General features: G+C 42.4%; 22 protein-coding genes and 3 pseudogenes. 9 read left to right on the plus strand and 16 right to left on the minus strand.

Translation table 11 applies throughout. From position 1 onward, the window contains the following. Window positions 1–101 precede the first annotated feature (101 nt). Window positions 102–458, plus strand: coding sequence for a hypothetical protein (locus HGD77_RS11765; protein WP_004280734.1), 357 nt, complete (start codon window positions 102–104; stop codon window positions 456–458). A gap of 54 nt (window positions 459–512) precedes the next feature. Here HGD77_RS11765 and HGD77_RS11770 read toward each other — a convergent pair whose 3' ends face one another. Continuing rightward, on the minus strand, window positions 513–629 hold the full coding sequence (locus HGD77_RS11770) for a hypothetical protein (RefSeq protein ID WP_086044934.1): 117 nt from the start codon (window positions 627–629) through the stop codon (window positions 513–515). A 268-nt stretch (window positions 630–897) separates the two neighbouring features. Here HGD77_RS11770 and HGD77_RS11775 point away from each other — a divergent pair, with 268 nt between their 5' ends. From HGD77_RS11775 to HGD77_RS11785, 3 genes and pseudogenes are all read left to right on the plus strand, one after another. Next, window positions 898–1,878 (plus strand): MBL fold metallo-hydrolase, encoded by a 981-nt coding sequence (locus HGD77_RS11775; protein ID WP_129717839.1) that lies wholly within the window; start codon window positions 898–900, stop codon window positions 1,876–1,878. Window positions 1,879–2,326: 448 nt separating this feature from the next. After that, window positions 2,327–3,513: pseudogene (locus HGD77_RS11780) on the plus strand (ammonium transporter). 166 nt (window positions 3,514–3,679) lie between these two features. Then, window positions 3,680–4,543 carry an IS982 family transposase gene (locus tag HGD77_RS11785; protein ID WP_168730847.1) on the plus strand — a complete coding sequence of 288 codons (864 nt, stop codon included), beginning with the start codon at window positions 3,680–3,682 and terminating at the stop codon, window positions 4,541–4,543. A 24-nt stretch (window positions 4,544–4,567) separates the two neighbouring features. On the opposite strand, the gene HGD77_RS11790 is transcribed toward HGD77_RS11785, so the two are convergent. Both HGD77_RS11790 and HGD77_RS11795 read right to left on the minus strand, forming a co-directional pair. Beyond that, window positions 4,568–5,191, minus strand: coding sequence for a LysE family translocator (locus HGD77_RS11790; protein ID WP_004732032.1), 624 nt, complete (start codon window positions 5,189–5,191; stop codon window positions 4,568–4,570). A 102-nt stretch (window positions 5,192–5,293) separates the two neighbouring features. Beyond that, complete coding sequence (locus HGD77_RS11795) at window positions 5,294–5,476, minus strand: NF038215 family lipoprotein (protein ID WP_004732034.1); 183 nt, start codon at window positions 5,474–5,476, stop codon at window positions 5,294–5,296. Window positions 5,477–5,656: 180 nt separating this feature from the next. Between HGD77_RS11795 and HGD77_RS11800 the strand changes: the two genes are divergently transcribed. Continuing rightward, a complete protein-coding gene (locus HGD77_RS11800) occupies window positions 5,657–6,538 on the plus strand; it encodes a 1-aminocyclopropane-1-carboxylate deaminase/D-cysteine desulfhydrase (protein WP_004732037.1) in 882 nt (293 codons plus the stop codon). Here the strand turns inward: HGD77_RS11800 and HGD77_RS11805 are convergent. After that, window positions 6,535–6,858 carry a DUF4870 family protein gene (locus HGD77_RS11805; RefSeq protein ID WP_004280743.1) on the minus strand — a complete coding sequence of 108 codons (324 nt, stop codon included), beginning with the start codon at window positions 6,856–6,858 and terminating at the stop codon, window positions 6,535–6,537. The two genes, HGD77_RS11800 and HGD77_RS11805, sit on opposite strands and share 4 nt — an antisense overlap. A gap of 187 nt (window positions 6,859–7,045) precedes the next feature. Here HGD77_RS11805 and HGD77_RS11810 point away from each other — a divergent pair, with 187 nt between their 5' ends. Next, window positions 7,046–8,245 (plus strand): NAD(P)/FAD-dependent oxidoreductase, encoded by a 1,200-nt coding sequence (locus HGD77_RS11810; RefSeq protein WP_004732039.1) that lies wholly within the window; start codon window positions 7,046–7,048, stop codon window positions 8,243–8,245. A 29-nt stretch (window positions 8,246–8,274) separates the two neighbouring features. Here HGD77_RS11810 and HGD77_RS11815 read toward each other — a convergent pair whose 3' ends face one another. From HGD77_RS11815 to eat, 7 genes and pseudogenes are all read right to left on the minus strand, one after another. Then, entirely contained in the window at window positions 8,275–8,424 is a 150-nt protein-coding gene (locus HGD77_RS11815; protein WP_004732041.1) for a hypothetical protein, read from the minus strand. 129 nt (window positions 8,425–8,553) lie between these two features. Then, window positions 8,554–8,721, minus strand: a complete 168-nt coding sequence (locus HGD77_RS11820) for a hypothetical protein (RefSeq protein WP_004732043.1) — start codon at window positions 8,719–8,721, stop codon at window positions 8,554–8,556. A 68-nt stretch (window positions 8,722–8,789) separates the two neighbouring features. Beyond that, window positions 8,790–10,736 carry a mechanosensitive ion channel gene (locus tag HGD77_RS11825; RefSeq protein ID WP_004732045.1) on the minus strand — a complete coding sequence of 649 codons (1,947 nt, stop codon included), beginning with the start codon at window positions 10,734–10,736 and terminating at the stop codon, window positions 8,790–8,792. Window positions 10,737–10,937: 201 nt separating this feature from the next. Then, window positions 10,938–11,270, minus strand: a complete 333-nt coding sequence (locus tag HGD77_RS11830; RefSeq protein WP_005106219.1) for a hypothetical protein — start codon at window positions 11,268–11,270, stop codon at window positions 10,938–10,940. A 138-nt stretch (window positions 11,271–11,408) separates the two neighbouring features. Continuing rightward, on the minus strand, window positions 11,409–12,224 hold the full coding sequence (eutC, locus tag HGD77_RS11835) for an ethanolamine ammonia-lyase subunit EutC (RefSeq protein ID WP_005265959.1): 816 nt from the start codon (window positions 12,222–12,224) through the stop codon (window positions 11,409–11,411). A 9-nt stretch (window positions 12,225–12,233) separates the two neighbouring features. Beyond that, a complete protein-coding gene (locus HGD77_RS11840) occupies window positions 12,234–13,637 on the minus strand; it encodes an ethanolamine ammonia-lyase subunit EutB (RefSeq protein WP_005265960.1) in 1,404 nt (467 codons plus the stop codon). A gap of 25 nt (window positions 13,638–13,662) precedes the next feature. After that, window positions 13,663–15,105, minus strand: a pseudogene (eat, locus tag HGD77_RS11845) (ethanolamine permease). Window positions 15,106–15,254: 149 nt separating this feature from the next. Here eat and HGD77_RS11850 point away from each other — a divergent pair. Beyond that, complete coding sequence (locus HGD77_RS11850) at window positions 15,255–15,677, plus strand: hypothetical protein (RefSeq protein ID WP_004280758.1); 423 nt, start codon at window positions 15,255–15,257, stop codon at window positions 15,675–15,677. Window positions 15,678–15,785: 108 nt separating this feature from the next. Further along, a pseudogene (locus HGD77_RS11855) lies at window positions 15,786–16,127 on the plus strand (transposase domain-containing protein); the annotation flags it as partial. Window positions 16,128–16,347: 220 nt separating this feature from the next. On the opposite strand, the gene HGD77_RS11860 reads toward HGD77_RS11855, so the two are convergent. Continuing rightward, window positions 16,348–17,109, minus strand: coding sequence for a ferredoxin--NADP reductase (locus HGD77_RS11860; RefSeq protein ID WP_004732056.1), 762 nt, complete (start codon window positions 17,107–17,109; stop codon window positions 16,348–16,350). Between the two features lie 85 nt (window positions 17,110–17,194). Here HGD77_RS11860 and gigC point away from each other — a divergent pair, with 85 nt between their 5' ends. After that, entirely contained in the window at window positions 17,195–18,073 is an 879-nt protein-coding gene (gene gigC / locus HGD77_RS11865; RefSeq protein WP_005265969.1) for a LysR family transcriptional regulator GigC, read from the plus strand. A gap of 39 nt (window positions 18,074–18,112) precedes the next feature. Here gigC and HGD77_RS11870 read toward each other — a convergent pair whose 3' ends face one another. The 4 genes from HGD77_RS11870 to upp form a co-directional block, all read right to left on the minus strand. After that, window positions 18,113–18,835 (minus strand): cold shock domain-containing protein, encoded by a 723-nt coding sequence (locus HGD77_RS11870; RefSeq protein ID WP_005265970.1) that lies wholly within the window; start codon window positions 18,833–18,835, stop codon window positions 18,113–18,115. Window positions 18,836–18,997: 162 nt separating this feature from the next. Continuing rightward, entirely contained in the window at window positions 18,998–19,357 is a 360-nt protein-coding gene (locus HGD77_RS11875) for a hypothetical protein (protein ID WP_005265971.1), read from the minus strand. 192 nt (window positions 19,358–19,549) lie between these two features. Then, a complete protein-coding gene (locus HGD77_RS11880; RefSeq protein WP_005106209.1) occupies window positions 19,550–19,843 on the minus strand; it encodes a cold shock domain-containing protein in 294 nt (97 codons plus the stop codon). A gap of 84 nt (window positions 19,844–19,927) precedes the next feature. Further along, on the minus strand, window positions 19,928–20,563 hold the full coding sequence (upp, locus tag HGD77_RS11885; protein WP_004280765.1) for a uracil phosphoribosyltransferase: 636 nt from the start codon (window positions 20,561–20,563) through the stop codon (window positions 19,928–19,930). Between the last annotated feature and the right edge of the window lie 27 nt (window positions 20,564–20,590).

The raw sequence follows: 20,590 nt of genomic DNA on the forward strand, positions 1-20,590 counted from the left end.
GCTTTTTTATATCATCAGTTAAATTTAATTTCTTGATTTTTAATATTTTCAATATAAAATCAATGCGCTTTTTTATTCTTTTATAATTATTCGGGGTAAGCATGAAAAAATTATTAGTTTCAGTTCTAGCGATGTCTACAATTGCATTTACAGGTTGTTCAGTACGTATGGCTGACATGACAGTTGCATCTACTAAAAACTACAACCTAAACTCAAACCAGTTTGTGAAAGGTGAACGCGTTAAAGGCGAAGATAAAGTTCCTGTGATTTTATTCCCACTTGGTATTCCTAACTTCAAAACAGCAGTAGATCGCGCAATTGAAAAAGACCGTTGTGCTGTTGCACTTTCTGATGTGGTAATTACTCAGCTTAATCAAGCATTTATTATTGGTCAGATTGGCTATCGTGTAGAAGGCACTCAAGTGATTGACCGTTCTCAGCCTGAATGTGCTAAATAAGTTTTAAATATAAAAAAGCCTCTATCTCTAGAGACTTTTTTATTGCTGGGTCACTTAGCCTTGCAACACAAATTCCCAAATCACATAGCCCAGTCCAAAGCCCAGTAGTGAATATAAGGTAATAATGAAAAATACAAAGCTGGCATTGTTTTTTCTTTTCCAAAAACTCATCGCGACACCCAAAGCTTGTTCGTAATACCCCATGTTAACGAGCTTTTCATAAAAAGTGAAATGTATCTAAGCATTTTATTTATAATAATATTTTCATCAAAAATAAATTCTTTACTTTCAAAAAATCAATATACAGATTCAGACTTAATTTTTAGTACAGATGCCAAATCGGCATTGCTATTTAAAAAAATGGTAAATATATTCATATTCTTTTTTGCTGGCATCCGTGCTAATACATAGAATTGACTTTAATTACATAAGAATAGCCATGAAATACTTCACCTCTTCTCTCGTCATGTCACTGCTTGCTTTAGGTTCAATGACGGGTATCTCTCAAACACATGCACAAACCGTTTCTAGCACCCAACAACAAAAACAGGTTCCGGGGTATTATCAGCATAACTTCGGAGATTACCAGATTACTGCCCTGCTGGATGGTAGCAATTATCTGTCCAAAGCCTTATTTAAAGATATTCCAGCAGCCCAAGCCGATCAGATCTTGAAAACATACTACGTCGATCAGGCCAAAGGCATCCAGACATCCGTGAATGCCTTTCTGGTCAATACAGCCAAAGAACTGGTTCTGGTCGATAGCGGAACTTCAAGCTGTAATGGTCCACACCTAGGTTCAGTGTATTCCAATTTACAGGCTTCAGGGCATAAACCTGAACAGGTCAATGCCATCCTGCTCACGCATTTGCATCCTGACCATGTATGCGGCATCAGCAATAATGGCGTGGCCAATTTTCCCAATGCCAATATTTATGTGTCTCAAACTGAACTGGATTTCTGGATGAATCCTAAAACAGCAGACAAATTACCAAAAGCCAAGCAGGCAGGTTTTTTGGGCACAGTCGATAAAATCAAGAAAGCCATTGCACCCTATCAGGCCAAGAATCAGCTTAAAACCTTTAAAACTGGCGATAAAATCCATGCTTTCGATGTCATCAGTTCGGCTGGACATACACTGGGGCATTTTGGTTTTAGCTTAAAATCACAAGGTCAGCAGATGGTGTTTATTGGAGATATTGTGCACTCACATACGCTGCAGTTTGATCGCCCACAGACCGGCGTTGACTTTGATGTCGATCCGAAAAAGGCGATCGAAACCCGCTTAAAGTATTTTGCTGAATATGCGAAAAACGGTCAGACGGTAGCAGCACCACATTTGCCATTTCCGGGGATTGGACATATTTATTCTAAAGACAATAAAAGCTATCAATGGATTCCGGTACATTTTAAAGATTAATTGAATACTTCAATAATTTTATCTAAGCATGAAACCCTAATTTTTTAGGGTTTCATTTATTTTAAATACCCTTCAGCCAGATTCCCTATGACTTGGTAAATTTAAAACTTGAGTGACGCTTTGAGATTTAAAAGCAATAGTTTCGTTTATTTTTAAATTTTTTCTTAAAAATCTTTCATTTTTCATGTGCACCTTTAGCATGCTTTTTTAGCACCGTTTTTCTTACGATAAATATAAATACCTAAAAATATAATATAAATTTTAATTTTATGAACTCCTGCCATGTCTTAGTTTGGTGCACAAAAATTGTATTGTGCTTTATATCGAGTCTTATCAATTTCAAGAAATTCTTCATCAAAATTTCCCTTGCTTAGCCCTCTTCTACAATCCATTCGCCTCTATATACTGATTTTCTTTTGTGATCCCGCGCACTAAATTGGAACGCACCATGCAAAATATAGACTTATTATTTCTTCTTCTCGGTGCAGTTCTAGTGCTTGCCATGCATGCTGGATTTGCTTTTTTAGAGCTTGGAACAGTTCGACATAAAAACCAGGTCAATGCCTTAAGTAAAATTCTAACCGACTTTGCCATTTCTGCGATCGCCTATTTTTTAGTGGGCTACTATATTGCCTACGGTCAGCACTTTTTCCATGATGCTGCAACCTTGTCTGCCGATCATGGCTACAATCTAATGCGCTGTTTTTTCCTGTTGACCTTTGCTGCAGCGATTCCGGCGATTATCTCTGGAGGGATTGCAGAACGTGCCAAAATGCGTTCACAAGCTTTAGCCACTCTATTCCTGGTTGCGCTGATCTATCCTTTTTTTGAAGGTATGATCTGGAATGGCAACCTTGGTTTTCAGGATTGGCTGACCGATACATTTGGTGCCAGTTTTCATGATTTTGCCGGCTCAGTTGTCGTTCATGCAATGGGCGGCTGGATCGCACTGGCCGCAATAATCCTACTTGGTGCACGTCATGGCCGTTACAAAAAAGATGGCCGGATCACCGCGTATCCTCCTTCATCGATTCCTTTTTTGGCTTTGGGTTCCTGGATTCTGATTGTTGGCTGGTTCGGCTTCAATGTCATGAGCGCGCAGCGGCTGGATGCCATCTCTGGACTGGTCGCCATTAATTCTTTGATGGCCATGGTCGGTGGAACAATAGCAGCCAAAGTTGCGGGGAAAGATGACCCGGGCTTCCTGCATAATGGTCCCTTAGCAGGTCTGGTGGCGATTTGTGCCGGATCAGATGTCGTTCATCCCTTGGGTGCTTTTTTATCGGGATCAGCGCCGGTATTATTTTTGTGAAACTCTTTACCTATACCCAAAATAAACTCAAAGTAGATGACGTATTGGGAGTCTGGCCTTTACATGGCGTTTGCGGTGCTTTTGGCGGATTAGCTGTAGGTATTTTCGGTCAGCAATGGCTTGGAGGAATGGGAGGAGTTTCTTTAATTTCACAACTCATAGGTACAGTGCTGGCGATTGTCATTGCTTTGGCGGGTGGTTTTTTGGTGTATGGCCTGCTTAAGGTTTTTATGGGTATTCGCCTGACTGAGGAAGAAGAGTTCAATGGTGCAGACTTGTCGATTCATCGTATTTCTGCTAATTCGGAAGAAAATACTTTTTAATAGATATAAAAAAAGCCTCTACGACTAGGGGCCTTTTTTATTTATCAGTAGAGCATCTATATGAAGTAATTAACCTGAGTTCGACATAAAAAATAAATAAAAAAAAGCCTTAGCATCTGTAATATCTTGGTTACGAAGACAAAACATTTCAGAGCAAGGCTTTTTCATGGACTATATTACCGAATTATTTTGTATCTTGGATGATTTCTGCAAAAAGTTTAATGAATCTTTAGAGAAAGCTCTAATTTCTGATCAAAAAACAACAATGAAAAAGTCAGCTTTAAGCTTGTCTGAAGTCATGACCATTGTCATTTTATTTCATAAATCCGGGTTTAGATTTTTCAAATATTTTTATTGTCATATGATCATCCCATTTTGGAAATCAGCTTTTCCCAAGCTTCTTAGTTACAATCGTTTTATTGAAATTATGCCGCGTTGTTTGCAAGCTTTGAGTAGTTTCTTCCATCAAGTTAAAGGAGAAGATACCGGAATTTGTATTATTGATTCGACTAAATTGGTCGTTTGCCATAATCTTAGAATTAAAAGACATCGTGTATTTAAAGGCTTAGCTGGTCGTGGTAAAAGTAGCACAGGTTGGTTTTATGGATTTAAAGTCCATATTGTTATCAACAACTTGGGTGAAATTATTAATCTCAAGATTACATCGGGAAGTGTTCATGATGTTGCTGTACTTGAATCTTTAACCCAAGAGTTAAAAGGTATTTTACTGGGCGATAAAGGCTATCTGAGTAAAGCAAAAACTGAAGCTTTAGCAGCAAGGGGGCTCAGACTATTAACCCCGTCACGCAAGAATATGAAAAATAAACCCATCCAAACTGAAGAAGAAAAACAATTGCTTTGCAGAAGAGGATTGATCGAAACAGTGATTGATCAGTTAAAAAACTTACATCAAATTGACCATTCACGTCATCGTTCGGTGAATAACTTTATGGTGAATATTATGGCTGCTATAGTGGCTTATTGCTTAAATCCAAATAAGCCAACTTTCCAAAACTTGCTAAAAAGCTAAAATATTTCATCGAACTCAGGTTAATTACTTCATACCAAAAATTAATTTTAAGCCAAGTACCGTCATAACTGCGCCTGCTGCGCGGTCAAATAAGGCCTTAAACTTCAAATAAACACGACGTGGCTTTTCCGCAGATAATGCAACTGCGACCAGTGAACACCAGCCCGCATCAATAAAGAAACATAGAATTGGCAAAACAAAATAAAAATACGTTGGAATTTCTTTAGGCAACAGCGCAGTAAAAATACTGGCTAGCACAATTGCAATTTTTGGATTGGACAACTGTGTAATTAGACCGGTAGTAAAAGCACGGCGTAAAGACATCTGTTTGCTAATGGTTGTATCCGCTTCGATCGGATCTTTGGCATGTTTAATGATTTTAAACGCCAACCAAAGCAAATATAAACCACCACAAATTTTTAAGGCCAGATAAGCCGAAGGTACTGCCAGTAAAAATGCCTGCAAACCGAGAACCGCCAGCAGACCAAAAATCGCTGCACCGAGACCAGTACCCAATGCAGTAAATAAACCATGTTTACGTGAAATGGCAATTGAATTTTTTGCTACATAAATAGAAGTTGGCCCGGGACTCATTGCGCCTAACATCAGGGCAAAAGCAATCGAACCTAAAATCCAGAATGATTCCACGAGATAACCTGACTTAAAATTGAAGGGCTATTTTAAGCAAAAACCTGAAGATTTGCTGTAAAAATTTCTGGATTTATCATGAATTTTAACGTTTGCAATTACTTAAGGTTTCAACTGATCCTGAGCACTCAAATGCTTGTCTAGCAGTTGATAATCCTGCTCATGTACAGGTACGCCACCAATAATCATGGTACGGGTTTCTGTTTTAGGTTTATTCATCGCATCATCACAGCCCGACAGACTGAGCAACATGCCGACCAACACAACATAGGATAATATTTTCATTATTCTACCCTCCTCAGGGTTTCCTCTGTTTAGATTAGCATTATTGCTTAAATAGTCAGCAGAATATTTGTGACAATCTACAACCAATTCGACAGCGATCAGCTCGCTATTGCCTATTCAAAAGCTCTGATTTTTAGCATTTCCGCTATAATGCCTCCTTCATAAACTTTGCGAACTTTTATGTTTGAAACCATTGCCCAAAATATTCCAGATCAACAGATTAGTTTTCACGATATTACTTTAATAATACGTCGTCTGGATCTGGTTCATCCGCAAATCTCGGGCAACAAGTTTTTTAAACTGAAATACAATTTTCTTGAAGCCAAAAGACAGGGTTATCAGCATATTCTGAGTTTTGGAGGCGCCTACTCCAATCATATTGCCGCCACTGCATTTGCCGCACAGCAGTTTGGTTTTAAGAGTGTTGGAGTGATTCGGGGTGAAGAACTGGCTGATCGACCATTGAATCCAACATTAGCCACCGCCCAGCAATTCGGGATGAAGTTGCATTTCGTCAGTCGTGATGAATATCGGCGCAAGCAACGGCCTGAGTATTTGGCCGAACTCGCTCGACACTTTCCTGAACATTATGTGATTCCTGAAGGTGGAACCAATGCTTTGGCGATTCAAGGGTGTCAGGAAATATTAAAAGATAGCGATGCGCAATTTGATGTGATTTGTTGTGCAGTAGGCACCGGTGGCACCATCAGCGGATTGATCGAAGCCAGTCACGCGCATCAACAGATCTTAGGATTTTCCGCACTGAAAGGTTCATTTTTAAAAGATGAAGTCGCCCAACTGACGAAAAAAACCAACTGGAACATTCTCGATGATTATTGTTGTGGTGGTTATGCCAAAACCAGTGCAGCCTTGGTGCAGTTTATCCGGGATTTTGAAGCCGAATTTTCAATTCTACTAGAGCAGGTCTACACGGCTAAAATGCTGATGGGGATTTTTGATCTGATCGAGAAAAATTATTTTCCGGCTAGATCAAAACTGCTGGTCATTCATAGTGGCGGTCTGCAAGGTCGTAATATTCCCTTTAATTCTATAGCAATTTAAGCTTGAATCGGTTGATTGTTATTTAAGGCAATTAACCCTTTGACCAAGCGGTAGATATGCCAGATAAAGACCAGAAACACGATCAAGAAACCAATCAAGATCACAGTCAATAAGCCACCGACGATATAGCCCAGCAAACTGATCCAGAAGGTTTTAATTTGCCAATCGACATGACTTTCCAGCCAGGTACCGCGCATTTCATCACGCTTGATATAATTCATCACAATTGCAATAAATGGAGTCAGACCAAGAAAAAATCCTAAAATATAAAGAATATATGTAATCAGATTATATTGTTTTAAATCTTCCACACTTGCCATTCGCTTTTCCTTGTTATTAGGTTTTTAGTTTGTACAAAAACTATGCATGAGTTTTAGGCAGCTTTCAAATATTTTATGTTTAAAATCCACTGCAAATCTGCAATCACAGAACTGATTTTTCTGGAATAGAGAAAGCTGAAATAAAATTGTCTATAATGCTTCCCTTTTCTTCTCCCTTGAGTGTGTAATGTCTTCCAAGCAATACGATGTTCTAGTCATAGGTGCCGGTGCCTCAGGTTTAATGACGGCGTATATGGCTGCGCAACGTGGGCGCAAAGTCGTGGTAGTAGAAAAAGCCAACAAGGTTGGCAAAAAAATCCTGATGTCGGGCGGTGGTAAATGTAACTTCACCAATCTGGAAGTCGAAGCAAGCAATTATATTTCACACAATCCACATTTTGTGATTTCGGCTTTAACGCGTTATACCAACTGGGACTTTATCGGCTTAGTTTGTGAATATGGCATTGCTTATGAAGAGCGCAAACATGGACAGCTGTTTACCTTAAATGGTGCAAAAGATATCTTGTCGATGCTGCTGGCAGAATGTGATAAGACCGGTCTGGTCGATATCAAAACCAGCTGCGAAGTGAAAGCAGTCAATCCAGTAGATGATCAAGGCTTTCAGGTGGCAACCTCACTGGGATACTTTGAAGTTGAATCTGTCGTCGTGGCATCCGGTGGTTTATCGATTCCTACGCTTGGCGGTTCAGGCATTGGCTATGAGATTGCAAAACAGTTTGGACATCACGTCTATCCAACCCGTGCCGGACTGGTTCCATTTACCTTCTCTGACGGATTTAAAGAAGTCACCACGCGCTTAAGCGGCAATGCCGTAGAAGCAACACTCTCGAATGAGCTTAATAGCTTTACCGAAGCGCTACTATTTACCCATCGCGGTTTAAGTGGGCCAAGTTCCCTGCAACTTTCCAACTACTGGAATGTCGGGCAGAGCTTTAAGGTCGATTTCTTACCGAGTGTAGACTTACTGGATTTCTTCAAATCCAAAAAACAAAGCCAGCCCAAAGTCTTGTTACGTACACTCCTCAATGAATATTTACCGAAAAGTGTGGTGGCTGAATTACAAAGTATAATCTGGACTGAAAGCGCTGAAACTGCCATTGGCAATATCAGTGATGACAAGCTGGAACAGATTGCGGCACGTCTGCATGGCTTTGAAGTGAAACCTTCAGGAACTGAAGGCTACCGTACAGCGGAGGTGACTTTGGGTGGTGTAGACACCACGGAAGTATCCTCAAAAACCATGGAAAGTAAAAAGCAGAAAGGCTTGTATTTTATTGGTGAAGTGCTGGATGTTACCGGACATTTGGGCGGTTATAATTTCCAATGGGCATGGTCATCGGCACATGCCGCATCGGAATATGTTTAATCAATAGATGATCTGGATTGATACTTTATTCATTCCAGATAATCTGTTTTAAACAGGTTGAGATTGGCCGTATTTTTTAAACGGTCAATCGTCAGCTGCATTTTCTGCGCTTCTCGCAGACATAGCGTCAAGTTATCTGCTGAAGATGCCATGAATTTATGTTGTAGTGCTTTCCACATCGTGTTGACCTCCTTTTCTTTATATTTTTAATGCAAGAAAAATACCAAAATCATTTTAGTATTCATTTGAATATTCTATATTTTTTAAAAAATAAATTCTATTCCTGGTGACTGAGCAGGATTGACTCCTCAGTTAAATTCGTCTGTCTCTGGTATTTTCTTATCCAGCTCTCGCTCAGACTGCTCGTCCTGTTTGCTCTTCACAAAAACAAATCGATAGGCAGCGGTAAAAAAGCCAAGCGTAATTCCTGCAATGACTAAAGGAGCCAGAACTTTGTTAGGTTTTTTGGTATTCATTCATTTTTCCTTATGACTGAACAAAATCGACCACATGAGCGTGGTCGATTTTGCTTAAAGATAACAGGTTATTTCAGGTCATCTTTTTTCTGAATAGAACGATCAATATCGACATTCGGCTCTTTTTCTCCAGTTGAACCAAATGGATTATTGACTGGCGGATGAGTCGGATCGACTTTTAGTGAATCTGGTACGGCTTGATCCGCATCCGGATTGACCGGATCAATACCCAATGATTCATCATCCTGCGGTGCAGTGGTAAGGATTGCCGGGGTAGTATGAGATAAATCCGTACCCATAGGCATATTCTTGTCTGAATCCTGATTTGGCATGATGCCTGCTCCTGGAGTTGTGATTGAAGAATCGCTAGTGCCTGTAGCAGTTTGCGAACCACCAGAGGACTGGCTCATTGAGCTATCTGTAGAACTCATACCCATCGCCGCACCTGTAGTACCTGACATGTCGGTTGCACTTGTACCTGTTGTCTTGCCACCTAATCCAGAAAATATGCTGTTCTCAGCTTTTTCTTTGACTGGGTTAGGGTCTTTGGCCTCTCGTTTGGCTTTATCAATCAAATCCGTGAGTACACGTTCCGCAGGTTGACGGCCACCCAGACCAAATGCCAAGGCGAATGCCACTGCTACAGCACCCAAAGTTAAACCAAATGCCAGGTTAACAATCGAATCGGCAATACCCATCGCACGCAGACCCATTGCCACAACCAGCCCCATGATCAAGACACGAACCAAATTGGCTAACCAGCGCGAGCTGTTATATTCACCACGTTGTACGATATTCGCAACAATATTCGCCAGCCAGAAACCGATTACCAGAATCACCGCACCAAGCAGGATGTTGGCACCAAAGTAGATGAACATTGCAATTAGGCCACTGATCTGTTCAAAGCCCAGACGGTTCGCTGCTTCAGAAACTGCAAATAACATGGTGAATAAAACGATCAGGAAACCGACTACACTTGAAAGTTTAGTCGTGCCTAAAAAGCGTTGGATATCCAGTTTGGCAGGAATTTCATCAACACCTGTACCAGCAACTACTTCAACCACCAGACGTGCCACCAGTTTAGACACCACATACGCCAGAATCAGAATCAACGCAGCAGCGATGATATTTGGAATGGCATTCATGATTTCATACAGCATGGCTGTAGCAGGCTGAGAAATAGCTTCAATACCTAATGCTTCAAATGCAATGATCAGTGCCGTAATGATTACCACGGCGAAGATAAATGAACCAATCACCTGAGAAACATTCGAGTTTTTGAAGATGCCTACTTTTTCAGCATGTTGCTGTACGTTCAGACTGTTTAATAGTCCTTCAACAATACCGCGCACAATTTTCGCCAGGATATAACCGACAAAAATGATGACTGCAGCAATGAATATGTTTGGTAAGTAACTAACAACATCGGTCAGCATATTTTGAACTGGTAACAACAGACCGTTGAGACCCAAAATAGACAGCACGATTGGCAAGAACAGTAATAAAATTAACCAGTAAGCAATTTCACTGATGTTTTTACTAATCGGACTGACACCAACTTCAGCACTGAGTTTTTCATCGAGTTGCGTTCGGTCTAGCAGTTTTTGTAGCCCTATCTTGACCAGATTGGCCACAATCCAACCTATGAATCCGACTGCAATTGCACCTAGTAACTGCGGGATAAATAACAGGAACTGCTGGATCATATTACTGAATGGACCGCTGACACTGGTAAGATTAAGCACGTTCAGCGCACCAATCACGGCAATAATCAGAATAATCCAGAACACGACGCGGGCGATAATGCTCTCCACATTGGAGTGATGACCTGTCGCCGTATTTAAATGTGTATTGGTGCCCAGTTTCTGCAAGAGCTTTTTAACACCTGCCGAGACCAGTAACGCAATGATCCAGCCAATTACTAATATGGCAATTGCACTAAGAATGGGATGGAACTGATCCCAGTAGTACATGGCATCGAAGCCACCACGCGGGCTTCTCATATAATCATTCATGTTGTTCTACCCTCTTTGTTATTAAGCTATTTATCTGAAATCGGGGGCATCTCCCTGAAACAATCAGCCCCTTCTTTTTCCGGATTCATATTAGATTTGATGTTTTCAGACTCAAGCCAGGTAGATGGCACTACCTTAAAACATCACCATCCATTTCAAAAAAGCCCCAGTGGTTCACTAGAGCTTTTCAGGTATTTTCAGTTATTGAGTCGCCTGTCCATCAGTCGCAGTTGCTGTTGCTTCTGTGCCATCACCCACGGTTGCTGTAGCTTCCGTTCCATCATTCATGGTGGCGGTGCCTTGTGTAGGCTCACCGACTGGAGTTGAATTATTTGGGGTAGCAGGCTGTACATTCGGATTTGGATGTCCTGCAGGAGCATCATTCGCATCTGGATTCATGTCAGCAAACATATAGAACAGTAGTGCGAGTAAAAAAATACCGACCAAAATCAAGATATAAACAGGGATACGCTTTTTTTGCGTCACGTCTGCTTGATGATTTAAAGGTGGCTTTTTATTGAAATCATCGACCATAACCATTCTCACTCTTTGTTATTCATAAGTAGATTTTTAGAATAACAAGCTGTGAATAGGGCTTCTGTGACAAAACATGGTGAGATGGTGACGGGATGTAAGTCACTAATCCATCAGAATTCTCTGCTGGTTACTGCTTTAAAATAGCCGTTTGGCCGGGCTATGTTGTATGTCGACTGGGGTTTGGTGTTCATCTTTCAACTGTACTCCTGAAAGCTGTAACTCACAGGATTTACGCATCAATGCCACCAGTCGCTGGATGGCAAGTGGATAGGTCAAGCCGGCAGGACGGACATTGGAAATACAGTTACGCAAGGCATCATGACAACCTTTAAAAGCATTATAAGTGTAGTAAATTCCCATACTGTCCGGTGAGCTCAAACCCGGCCGTTCGCCAATCAGCATGACCAGCATTTTCGCCTGTAAAATTTCTGCCACTTCATCGCCAAGTGCCACACGACTGCCACGGGCTATCACCAAGGGGGCAATCTGCCAGCCTTGTTCTTTACAAGCCTCCAGCAACGCCGAAATAAAATGCGGGCTATTTTCCTCAATGGCACGTGCCGAGAGCCCATCTCCCAGCACAATGGCTACATCCCAATGTTGCTGATGTTCGGCCCGGTATTGCTGCAATATCGTTTTGGACTGTTCTAAAAGCACACGCCCAAGATCGGGACGTTTAAGATAAAGATCTTTCTCTACCGCCTGGCTTTCAATTTCCAGAATAGGCAGTCCCGTTTTAGCTAAGCCAGATTTTAAGAATTCAACATCAAGTGGCTTCAGTACCGCATCTTTAGCTTGCGCATGTGCCAACTGAAATTCCAGACTTGGTCGAGTCGGCAAGCTGCCCCCAGTTCGACCTAAGGCAATCCGTGCATCAGTAAAGGCTTTTAATTTCTGCCAGGGATTATCCTGTAATTGGGACTCAAATTTCACACCGGCAATCAGTTTCATAGTACTTCCTCAAGACAGGATTAGACGTAAAAATTGCTTCGGCAACTCTGTTGGCCAGTGCAGCTGATTAGACTGTTGCGCCAAAATTCCCTGATGCTCCAGCCAGTAGTCAAATTCGGGTGCCGGTTTTAATCCCAGTAATTGCCGGATGTAGAGCGCATCATGAAAGGAGGTTGTCTGATAGTTCAACATCACGTCATCTGAACCGGGAATACCCATAATAAAATTCAGTCCGGCATTGGCAAGCAAGGTCAGCATTACATCCATATCATCTTGATCGGCATCGGCATCGGCATCGGCATCGGCATGATTGGTGTAGCAAATATCACAGCCCATTGGTACACCGAGCAGCTTGCCACAGAAATGATCTTCCAGCCCGGCCCGGATAATCTGCTTGCCGTTATACAGATATTCCGGTCCGATAAAGCCGACCACGGTATTGACCAGCAAGGGATTAAACTTACGCGCCACGGCGTAGGCACGTGCTTCCACGGTCTGTTGATCCACGCCATGATGGCCATTGCTAGACAAGGCACTGCCCTGTCCGGTTTCAAAATACATGACATTTTGGCCCACGGTGCCGCGTTGCAGGCTTAAAGCGGCCTCATAACCTTCCTGCAACAGCGCCAGATTGATCCCGAAACCGGTATTGGCTTTTTCGGTTCCCGCAATGGACTGGAACATTAAATCAATCGGAACATTTTTATTTGCCAGCTGAATGCCAGAAGTAATATGGGTCAAAACACAAGATTGAGTCGGAATATCATATTCCTGAATAACGTGATCGAGTAGTTTGAGCAGCTCAGTCAAATTCTGCAGATTATCTGTAGCTGGGTTGATTCCGATGACTGCATCACCATTGCCGTACATCAGCCCATCCAGAATCGAAGCTGAAATTCCCATCACATCATCAGTCGGATGGTTCGGCTGCAAGCGGGTGGAAAGATGCCCTTCCAGACCAATGGTATTTCTAAACCGCGTAACTACACGACTTTTTTTTGCCACCAGAATCAGATCCTGATTACGCATAATCTTGCTCACTGCCGCCACCATTTCCGGAATCAGGCCCATTTTTAAAGCAGCAAGTTTTTCTGTGGTGGCATCTGCACTCAGCAGCCAGTTACGGAAATCTACGACAGTAAAATGCGAGATCGGATAAAAGGCATCAGCATCATGTTCATCCAGAATCAGGCGGGTGATTTCATCATCTTCATAAGGAACCACTGCTTCTTGCAAAAACTGCTGTAACGGTACCTCTGCCAGACACATTTGTGCAGCGACACGCTCGGTTGCATCCACGGCCGCAATCCCTGCCAGCTGATCACCAGAACGTTCAGGCGTAGCCTTGGCCAATAAGGTTTTTAGATCCTCAAAGACATAATGCTGACTGGCCACATTGATCTGATACAACATAAGCAAGTTCTCCCTGCAAGATGGTTTATTTCAATTCCTTTTCTGCTGCCTCGATACGGACAAATTCTTCTTCCGGTGTACCGGCCACCAGATGATGACGGCTATACAGTAGGAAATAGAGAATCAGTGCCACGTAAATAGCGGCTGCCATTAACCAGACTTTTGGATCGACCAGAAAGCCTGCAACCACTGCAATCGCAGCAAGTACCAGCTCAATGGACGCAGTCACAATACCGCCCGGTGCTTTATACGGACGTGCCAGATTTGGTCGAGACAGTTTAAGCTTGATGTAGGACATCATCATCAAGACATAGGAAATAGTGGCACCAAAGACCGCCATCAGAATCAGCAAATCACCTTCACCTGAAAGGGATAACAGGAAGCCAATAATCCCTGGAATAATGATGGCCAAATAAGGTGCATGATTGCTGTTGGTTAAGGACAATTTTTTCGGTAAATAACCGGCACGTGAGAGCGCAAAAATTTGACGGGAATAGGCATAGATAATCGAGAAGAAACTGGCAATCAGACCAGCGAGACCGACAAAATTCACGAAACTTGCCATCCAGGTATTGGCGCCATACACTGCAACCAAGGCATCCACCAGCGGTGCACCGGAATTTTTCAGCGTATCTGCACCTGCTGCGCCAGGACCGAGTAACAAAATACTTAGCGCAAAGAATGCCAGAATCAGCATGGAACCAATCAGGCCACGCGGCAAGGATTTAGCTGGCTCTTTGGCCTCCTCTGCTGCCAGCGGCACCCCTTCAACTGCCAGAAAAAACCAGATCGCATAAGGCACTGCTGCCTAGATGCCCAGATAGCCCAATGGCAGGAAACTGCTTGCACCCGCCGCTTCCGTACTGACCGCAATATCAAACAGGTTTGCACTATTAAAATGAGGCAACATGCCAAAGATAAACACCATCAAGGCAACCGCAGCAATTGCGGTAATCACAAACATGATCTTGAGTGCTTCACCTGCACCTTTCAGATGCAAGCCCATAAAAACCAGATAGCTCACCAGATAAATGATCCAGCCGCCAATACCAAACAAGGCTTCGCAATAGGCACCAATGAAACAGGCAATTGCTGCCGGAGCAATGGCATATTCAATCAGGATGGCACTCCCGGTCAGATAGCCGCCAAAGGGACCAAAAGCAGTACGAGCAAAACTGTAACCCCCACCTGCAGTCGGCAGCATGGTCGACATTTCGGACATGGCCAGACACATACACAGATACATGAATGCCACCACAATGGTCGCAATAAACATGCCTCCCCACCCCCCCTGTGCCAAACCAAAATTCCAGCCAGCGAAGTCACCGGAAATCACATACGCGACCCCCAGACCGACGAGAAGCAGCCAACCTACGGCGCCTTTCTTGAGCTGGCGCAAGGCAAAATAATCTTCTTGTACTGCTGTTTCAGTCACACTGGTATCAATCACACTTTTTGACTCTGACATAGCAACCTCGTTGTTTTTATCGTTGTTCCCTGAAGATATGCATAAGCCATACCAGTTCCGCAGGCTTTAGTGAAGACAGTTGAGACGCTGCCTTTCAGCGATGAAATGCGTTATAATTATCCACCTTCTCATTTATACACCCGAGTTATATGGCGTATCGTCAACAAAGTGTATCGCTTGATCTTGATACTGACGTCACACATCAATGTACGCTGCACTACAGTCGTGATCAGCATCTGATTGGAATTATTGAATTTAGCAAGCCAAGCTTCCTGCTTCGCTGGCAGGATCTGGAATATTTCCGTCGTCGTACCGAAGAATTTTCCGTGATGCCTTTTCCGGACTGTGTCAATGCGATGATTATCGATATTCGAGATGTAACGGCATGGCTGGATAATGAAGTGCCGATTATTCCATGGCGCTTACTAGAAGAAGACTGTCCGGTGCGTCTGGTAGTGCCTGCAGACCGTATTGAGCACTATGCCGGATTCTTTGAACCGACCTGGCTCAGCCCCGATGTCGAAACCGCCATTCAGGAAATCCGTGAATCCATGGATATGTTTGTGCATTAAGCTTGAATCGAAAAAACCTCCGCGATGGGCAATGCTTTTCACTTAAATATTTGAATCATCATGGAATTTATTAGAGAATCCGATGGCAGGTTTGGCATCGGATTTTTTATGGTATTTCAGCAGGATATTCTAGATCTTAATAATCTGTTTAATCTCTTGAATCTGAGTACTTTTATTCACAATATCCCCGTTGAGTGGGTCGAGTCCACACTCAGGTTGAGCAGTTCCGCGACTATTCACAGGCGGTGCTTGCCTGCAGATCAGGTATTTTGGCTGGTTCTTGGAATGGCGATTTTTCGTGATGTCCTCATCCATGCAGCAGCAAGAAGACTCAATATTTGCGATAAGTGGTTAACCTCTTATGACTTGCTGACGCGCATTGGTCTAACCGAAGCACGTAAACATCTTGGTGCAGATCCTGTGGAGTGGCTATTTCACCAGACCGGTCAACACTAGGGACACCAGCATTATCCAGCTGATCATGGGAGACTTCTATCGGAACTTAGATCAGGGATAGGTAGTTTGTTTTTGGAGAAGCATTCGAAGCCTACAAGGCCTCGAACAGTTAAGATGTCAAAAAACCGTTATCCCCTAGATATCACAATCTCGCTCCTGTTAAAGGAACCGCATTGCCTTCAAGCAGGGGGTTTTGCTCATAAATCCTTCAACCTTACCAGTAATTCTCGACCGCAATATTTCCTTCACCACGACGGTTCATGGTCAGGCCACGAGCTTTTAAGGCTTCTTTGGTATCATCGACCATATCCGGGTTACCACAAAGCATGACATGCGTCGTTTCCGGATTAAACGCGATACCTGCTGCCTTTTCCAGCTCACCATTGGCAATCAAAATCGGTAAACGGTCGTGCAAAGGTGCATCAGGCTCACGGGTAATAATCGGGATAAACTTAAAACCGGTATGTCCTTCACCAAAGGTCTCGGCGATTTCCTGAATCCGGTCTACATAAGCGAGTTCTGCCCGGGTGCGCACACTATAAACCAGATTGATTTTTTCGTATTTTCTCCAGGTTTCAAAGTCTTGCAACATACAAATAAACGGTGCCAGCCCCGTGCCGGTACCCAGTAACCACAAGTCTTTAGGCAAAGGCAATTGATAACGTGCCAGAGTCAGATAACCATAAGGAATTTTTTCCAGATGCAGCACATCCCCGACTTTGAGGTGCTGTAAATTGGAAGTAAATTTACCTTCTGGAACGACAATCGAGAAAAACTCCAGAGTTTCATCAAAAGGAGATGACACTACCGAATAGGCACGAACCACCAGTTCATCCCCCACTTGCAAACCAATACGCGCAAACTGCCCTGCGGTAAACTTAAAATGTGCCGGGCGTGTCATCGTAAAACTAAATAATGTATTGGTCCAACGGTGTACAGATAAAACTTTTTCTCGGGTAAATTTTTCAATTGACATGATTTCAACGTGGCATGAAAGACTGTGCTCATGGTAGCATGGCAACATAATTTATTAATATTTTTTAAATGTTAAGGCTCTACTCATGCGCATGACTTTACGCCAATTGGCTGTTTTTGTAGCAGTGGCACAAGAGGGTACCGTAACGAAGGCTAGCGATGCCGTCAAGCTTACACAAAGTGCGGCTAGTATGGCTTTAGCAGATCTGGAAGATGGTCTGGGTGCTCCACTATTTGACCGTCTAGGCAAACGTTTACAGCTGAATGACCTGGGGCGCTTTCTTCTCCCTCAAGCCCTGGAAATTTTAGGTCGTTGTGAATCTTTTGAACAAGTCGCTAAAGGTGAGCTTCAAAGTATCGATTTACGTTTAGGTGCAACCCTGACGATTTCAGATTACCTGATTCCTGACCTAATGGCCGATTTCTTGAAAATCAAGCCGCAAGCACATTTACAGCTTCAAGTCGGTAATACCCGTCAAATGATTGAAGCGGTGAATCAGTTCCAGCTGGATCTTGCCTTAATTGAAGGTTCATGTCATTTGCCACAGCTCCAATGTATCCATTGGCGTGATGATGAGCTGGCTGTGTGCTGTGCACCAGACCACCCCCTTGCGCAATTAAACAGTGAACTAACCGCTGAAGATTTCAAATCTGTAGAATGGATTTTGCGTGAAGAAGGTTCAGGTACCCGTGAAGTGTTTGACAATGCCATTTTAAAAGATGTGCCGGATGCCAATATCCGTCTAACACTCGGTCATAATGAAGCGATTTTAAAAATCGTAGCGGGCGGAATCGGCATGTCCTGCATTTCCAAACTTGCAATTGAGCCTTTACGTGAAAAAGGTCAATTGGTAATTCTGGATACACCATTCTGGTCACTGACTCGTCCTCTGTTTATGCTGGTACATCGCCAGAAATATCAGGGTCCCGGTCTGAGAGCCTTTATGAATTTTTGTGAAAGCTAAAATATTAAAAGCACCTTCAGGTGCTTTTTTTATGATTCATCAAAACTGACTTTCACATGGTATCCCATCGCCGTCACCATCCATTTTAGTATTCGGACAGTTACGAATAAAAAATAATGCTTCCTCATAAGAACCCATCTGACCACAGTGTTCTCGACCATCGCATTTAAATTGAGATACAGATGGTGCAGCCGTTTCTGAAGTTTTCGGATTAACGGGGTTACTTTGGCTTCTTAACTCAGTGCCGCGATTTTCCAGGTTCTTCCTGCCCTGCTCAGATAATCCTTGCATAGGTAGATCACCTTGCGCTGCTCGCTGCTCAGCGACAATTCGTTGCTGCTCTACCATCAGTCTTTCCAGCTTTTGCTGTTTTTGAACTTGGTAGCTTTGGTATTTGTTATAAACAAGAACAGCAAGAATCACCATAATCACCAGTCCTGATATTGTGATTATTTTTGATGTAGTTGATGATTTTTTCTTTTCATAACGTAGAGAAGCTCTGGTTTCAGTATCTCCATGTAGATCATTGTTTTGTGTAACAGGAACTTCTTGCTTAATATCCAAGCGAATAATATGGTTTGCCTTAAACTTTCCATTATCTTCCACAATCAAAAACTTTAATTTTTCCCCCATTTTTGGCGGAATATTTTTATTGGGAAAGTCTTTGACATGGAAAAATAAATCTTTGGATTGCCCTTCGATCTGAATAAAACCAAAACCACGATCTTCGTTATAGGTTTTGATTTTCCCCTCTTGAAACATAATTCGCTCTTATCTTTAATATTTTTTATGATTGTAATCAAAAAGAGACTGAAAATCTTTTGTAAAATTCTCTAAAGCAGAAACATAAAAACTAGAAGTGCATCTTATGGCGGAAGAATAGATCCCTAGTTAAAAGTAAAAAAATAAAATTTCTGTTTTTATTTATACTTCGCCAAAAATCATAAAACCAACAGCTGATGCCAATGCCAGCCATAGGGTCGGACTAAAGAAAAGTGAATTACGTACAGGAACAGCGACTGTGGGTGCCAAGGATTGCAAGGCGACGACTTCTGGCACAAATTCATCCTGCGCTTTAATATCTAGACGTACCATGTTGTCTAAGGTCATGCTTTCTTGTTGAGGAATGATACTAAATTTAAGCCGCTTTCCAATTTGTGGCTCAATTTCAGGCGAAGGTAGATCCTGTAACTTGAAACTTAACTCTTGAGCTTCCCCTACCAACTCCAAAGTACCCATACCACGTTCGGAATCGTAAGTTTTAATTTTTCCATCCGTAAACATGACACTTTTCTCTATAGAATTCATTTAATTTGTATTCTAAGCCAAAGGAAATGCTCAGCATTGTTGCTATTTGGTGGATTTTTTATGTGTTATCTGTCTCTTTGAATATGTAAGCGGTGGCACTATAAAAAAGAGGCTCGAAAGCCTCTTTTTAAATGTGACTAAACACGATTTAAGTATGAAGATTATCTATTAACCGCGGAAGTTGTTTAACAATACCGATGTAATTGATTTATTGTGTGTCGCCACTTTGGTTTTTTTAGCTTTCTTTGAGTTGTCTTCGACACGTTCAATCTTAATCGCTTTGTACTTATCGCCATTTTCAACAACATTAAATTTCACGCGTTCATTGCGTTTTGGCTCGCCTTCTGCTGCAGGGAAGTCTGAAATATGGAAGAATACATCTCCCTCAGCGCAGCCAATAAAACCGAAACCTTTGGCAGGGTCATACTGTTTGATTTTGCCCTGATACAATTCATCTTTCATGCTATTGTCCTATCCTGAAAATGCCCTGTCTACATTATATAAAAAAGAGGCTGTAGTAGCCCCTTTTTTCATCATATTCAAAAATTAGTCTTTTTGAACTGAACCAAAGATTTTATCGCCAGCATCGCCAAGACCTGGAACGATATAACCATTTTCATTTAAGCCATTATCGATAGAAGCAGTAAAAATCACCACATCCGGATGCGTAGCTTCTACACGCTTAATGCCTTCTGGTGCAGCAACCAGAACCATCACACGAATATCTTTACAGCCGCTGGCTTTCAGTACATCAATGGCAGCCACTAAAGAAGAACCAGTCGCCAACATTGGATCAATGATCATCGCGATACGGTTTTGTACGTCTGGAACCAGTTTTTTATAATAGGTACGTGCTTCCAGAGTTTCTTCATCACGCTCTAAACCAAGTACTGATACTTTTGCACTTGGAATCAGGTTCAAGAAACCGTCGAGCATACCAATACCGGCACGTAGAATTGGTACAACGGTGATTTTTTTACCCGCAATACGGTCAACTGTAACAGCACCATTCCAGCCATCAATATCATGTTCAACCATTGGCAGGTCTTTGGTTGCTTCATAAGTTAGAAGCATGGTCACTTCTTGAGCTAACTCACGAAAATTCTTGGTACTGATATCTGCACGACGGAGTAAACCAAGCTTATGTCGAATGAGTGGATGACGGATTTCATGGATTGCCACGGGAGAACACCTAAAAGGTTAAAGATA

Source organism: Acinetobacter sp. NEB149 (assembly GCF_012516415.1).
GTDB lineage: Bacteria > Pseudomonadota > Gammaproteobacteria > Pseudomonadales > Moraxellaceae > Acinetobacter > Acinetobacter lwoffii_V.